We start from the raw sequence: 3,812 nt of genomic DNA on the forward strand, positions 1-3,812 counted from the left end.
TTATATTCTGTTCAATTTTCAAAGACCAATCTGTGTGTCGCACTCAAGCGACTTTTTTATCTTATCACCTTGTCGAAATCTTGTCAACAACTTTTTTCATTTTTTGTTGTTTACATATTTCGTATCAGCGACGTGTTTTATATTATCATATTCTTTTTATTCTTATTATCATTTTACAGTTATTATACTAATATAATTCTTATTTTCTAGTTAATTCTCAATAATTCAAAATTCTACATATGTAGATACACCTGGTATAGTTTATTGAATAAGTCTTGTAATCTTTCTATTATGTACTTAAATATATAGATCCCTGGTGAGTTATGTTAACCTTAATATATAGAAATTTCTAAGATTACTGTTACCCCCTCAACTTTATTCTTTATTAATGAAGTTATTAATGATGATAATATAATATTTTTTAGTATAAGTCTTCAATAACATTAATGTCCTATAAAACAAAAAAGATGCATTAATGCATCTTTTCCCCATTATATGTTAATTATTATTTTTGCGTCCTAGTGATTCTAATATTATCAGCGCAGTATCCTCTATTGCTCTTTGTGTTACATCTATTGTTTTACATCCTATCCTCTTAATTATTCTATCTGCAAAATCAAATTCTTCTAGCACTCTTGCATCTCCTGCATATTCGATATCAGAGGAAATTCTATGAAACTTATCTAGTCTTCGTTTTCTTATCTCTATTAGCTGTAGTGGATTTATAGTAAGACCAAATATTTTCTTTTTGTCTATTTCAAACAACTCATCTGGTACACCAACCTCAGGTACTAATGGAATATTAATAGCTTTTAACCCTTTGTTAGCTAAATACATACATAAAGGTGTTTTTGATGTTCTTGATAACCCTACAAGAACTACATCAGCATTCTTTAGTCCTCTATAATCCTTACTATCATCATACTGCATAGCAAATTCCATAGCTTCTATTCTCTTAAAGTATTCCTCATCAGTATTCCACATAGCCCCAGGATTATAATTGGGAACTTCATTCAATAAAGTAGACGCTACATTTATTATAGGCCCTAATACATTAATTACAAATATATTTTTTGCAATAGCTTTCTCTGTTAAATATTCTCTTACATTAACAGTAATTACTGTTGATATTATCATTGCCTTCTCACATTCTGAAACTAAACTGATAACATCTTCTACGTCCTCTAATGTTTTTACATATGGAATCCTTCTTACTTCTACCTCTTTTCCAAATTGACTTGCAGCTGCTACGGCTACTTGATTAGCTGTTTCGCCAATTGAATCTGAAACTGCAAAAATTGTTAACATTCTCATTCCCTCTTTCGTAGTTTTCTTTTATACTCAAATTCAATTATACCTTAAAACCCATTTATAGTGAATTTTCTAACTCCTTATGTTAAACTTTAAATATACTTGAATACTTAAAACTTGGAGGTCTAAATGAAGAACTTAAAATATCTTACTATTAGTATTCTTCCATTAATGTGGAGTGTATACTTTTTATTTGAAATACTAACTGGTAGAGTAAAAGATTTACCTACCATAATTGGGAACATAGCTCTTATCATTCTATTTGCTTTAGTAGGTTTCTATTTCTATAAACTTAGTCAAAAATATCCTCAGGGATTTAAATGTAAAACAATAATTATTATCTTTTCTATATTAATGGTAATAGACCAGGGGATTAAATTAATAATAAAATTTTTCTTCTTTGAAGACTATATAGATATAATTAAAGGTTTTTTAAGCTTTAATCCTATTATTAATACAGATGGCTCTTGGCTTAATGCGAGATTTAGTACTGGCATAAGCTTTCCTTTACTTATTTTTGTAAACTTCATTGCTATCGTTTTATTCTTTGAACTATATAGATACTATCTTTCTAAGGGGAATAATAGTTTTTACGGAGATATGTGTTTTCTATTTATATTTAGCGGATCTTTATGTTCCTTAATAGATAAAATCTTCTATGGAGGAAGTTTAGACTTTATTGGTATTAGCAATTTATTTATTGCAGATATAAAAGATATTTATATTAATCTTGGTATACTATTCTTCATAATATCAATTGTAATAAGCGGGTACTTAACTGAAGATGATAATACTTCTTTTAAGGAAGACTTAGCTAGTATAAAGAAGTTTCTTATTTTCTCAAAAAATGATATTTTATCACTATTTAAAAATAATTAATAAAAAAAAGGATTTTACATTTGTAAAACCCTTTTTATATATAATGCTAAGCAAGTTCTTATTAGAGAATACTTCATCGTGAAGTGACCCTTTGGTGACCTACCGGGGAATCGAACCCCGGACACCTTGATTAAAAGTCAAGTGCTCTACCGACTGAGCTAGTAGATCATATTACCTGGCAACGTCCTACTCTCCCACACGGTTTCCCATGCAGTACCATTGGCGCTATAGAGCTTAACTTTCCTGTTCGGTATGGGAAGGAGTGTTTCCTCTATGCCATCATCACCAGATTTTTTTAAGCAATAATTCTTGCCTCAACAAGTCCTAATTATATATGGATTAGTTAAGTAAGTCAATAACTTTTTATATAAAATTTAAAAATAGTATAGTAATAACCCTAGTTATTACCATACTTTGTCTATTTATGGTTATTTTAGTTTAGAAATGTATTCTCTTATTACATCACATGAATCAGTAAATTTATCATATTCTCTATCTGTCATATCTATTTCTACAATTTCTTTTATTCCTGATTTATTTAATACAGCCGGTACCCCAGCATATATATCTTTCTGATTGTACTCTCCATCTAAAAAGGCTGATACAGGCATTATCTTATTCTCATCGTTTAATATAGCCTTTATAATAGCTACTATAGCCGTTGCAATTCCGTAATAGGTAGTGCCTTTTCTATTATATACTTCCCATCCTGCTTTTGCAGTATCTAAAACCAGCTTATCTAAGTCTATGTCTCCAAACCTTTGCTTATTATCTTCAACTACCTTTAAAAATGGTTTTCCTCCTATATATACATGAGACCAAGGTACCATTTGAGAATCTCCATGTTCCCCCATTGAATATGCTTGAACGCTTCTAGGATCTACATTAAATAAATCTCCAATGAAGTTTTTTAATCTTGCAGAATCTACAGATGTTCCAGTTCCTATAACATGACTTTTATCTAATCCAGATAATCTGTAAACATAATAAGCTATTATATCTGCTGGGTTTGATGCTACAACAAAGTGTCCCTTAAAACCACTCTTCATTATAGGGTTAACTATAGATTCTACTATTTTAGCTGAAAGTTCTAATGTGTCTAATCTTGTTTGACCCTTTTTAGGAGGTGCTCCTGCTGTTATTACCACAACATCAACATCGCTACACATATCATAACTGCCTACTTCAATCTTTGTATTCTTATTTAAGTATTCTATACAATGTTGTAGGTCCATTACTTCCCCTTTTGCTTTTTCTTCATTAATGTCTATCATTAAAATATTATCACACACACCTTGAGTTATGAGACTAAAAGCTGTACTTGACCCAACTAATCCAGTTCCAACAATTCCTACTTTCTTGTTTTTAAAAGACATGTTTATCCCTCACTTCTCATTTGTTATTTATTAATTTATTATACAAAAAAACCTTAGAATATTATTCTAAGGTTTTTGGTGCGCCATCAGGGATTCGAACCCGGGACACCCTGATTAAGAGTCAGGTGCTCTACCAACTGAGCTAATAGCGCATATTACTTGGCAACGTCCTACTCTCCCACACAGTCTCCCATGCAGTACCATCGGCGCTATAGAGCTTAACTTTCCTGTTCGGTATGGGAAGGA

General features: G+C 30.7%; 3 protein-coding genes, 2 tRNA genes and 2 rRNA genes. 1 reads left to right on the forward strand and 6 read right to left on the reverse strand.

The window, feature by feature from the left end:
* Positions 1-498: 498 nt before the first annotated feature.
* A complete protein-coding gene (locus G594_RS0114460) occupies positions 499-1,308 on the reverse strand; it encodes a pyruvate, water dikinase regulatory protein (RefSeq protein ID WP_027099222.1) in 810 nt (269 codons plus the stop codon).
* Positions 1,309-1,440: 132 nt separating this feature from the next.
* On the opposite strand from G594_RS0114460, the gene G594_RS0114465 reads away from it, so the two are divergent.
* Positions 1,441-2,190 (forward strand): signal peptidase II, encoded by a 750-nt coding sequence (locus G594_RS0114465; RefSeq protein WP_027099223.1) that lies wholly within the window; start codon positions 1,441-1,443, stop codon positions 2,188-2,190.
* 92 nt (positions 2,191-2,282) lie between these two features.
* Here the strand turns inward: G594_RS0114465 and G594_RS0114470 are convergent.
* The 5 genes from G594_RS0114470 to rrf (G594_RS19735) all read right to left on the reverse strand — a co-directional run.
* Positions 2,283-2,358 (reverse strand) — tRNA-Lys (locus tag G594_RS0114470).
* A 5-nt stretch (positions 2,359-2,363) separates the two neighbouring features.
* Positions 2,364-2,480: ribosomal RNA gene (gene rrf / locus G594_RS0114475) — 5S ribosomal RNA — on the reverse strand.
* Positions 2,481-2,618: 138 nt separating this feature from the next.
* Positions 2,619-3,566 carry an L-lactate dehydrogenase gene (locus tag G594_RS0114480; RefSeq protein ID WP_027099224.1) on the reverse strand — a complete coding sequence of 316 codons (948 nt, stop codon included), beginning with the start codon at positions 3,564-3,566 and terminating at the stop codon, positions 2,619-2,621.
* Positions 3,567-3,642: 76 nt separating this feature from the next.
* Positions 3,643-3,718 (reverse strand) — tRNA-Lys (locus G594_RS0114485).
* Between the two features lie 5 nt (positions 3,719-3,723).
* Positions 3,724-3,812: ribosomal RNA gene (gene rrf / locus G594_RS19735) — 5S ribosomal RNA — on the reverse strand; the annotation flags it as partial.

It is taken from the genome of Clostridium paraputrificum AGR2156 (assembly GCF_000424025.1).
GTDB classification, from domain to species: Bacteria; Bacillota; Clostridia; order Clostridiales; family Clostridiaceae; genus Clostridium; species Clostridium paraputrificum.

Excerpts from the sequence above, each read along its gene's own strand:
- G594_RS0114480 (WP_027099224.1), bottom strand. The coding sequence starts at position 3,566 with ATGTCTTTTAAAAACAAGAAAGTAGGAATTGTTGGAACTGGATTAGTT.
- G594_RS0114465 (WP_027099223.1), top strand. The coding sequence starts at position 1,441 with ATGAAGAACTTAAAATATCTTACTATTAGTATTCTTCCATTAATGTGG.
- G594_RS0114460 (WP_027099222.1), bottom strand. The coding sequence starts at position 1,308 with ATGTTAACAATTTTTGCAGTTTCAGATTCAATTGGCGAAACAGCTAAT.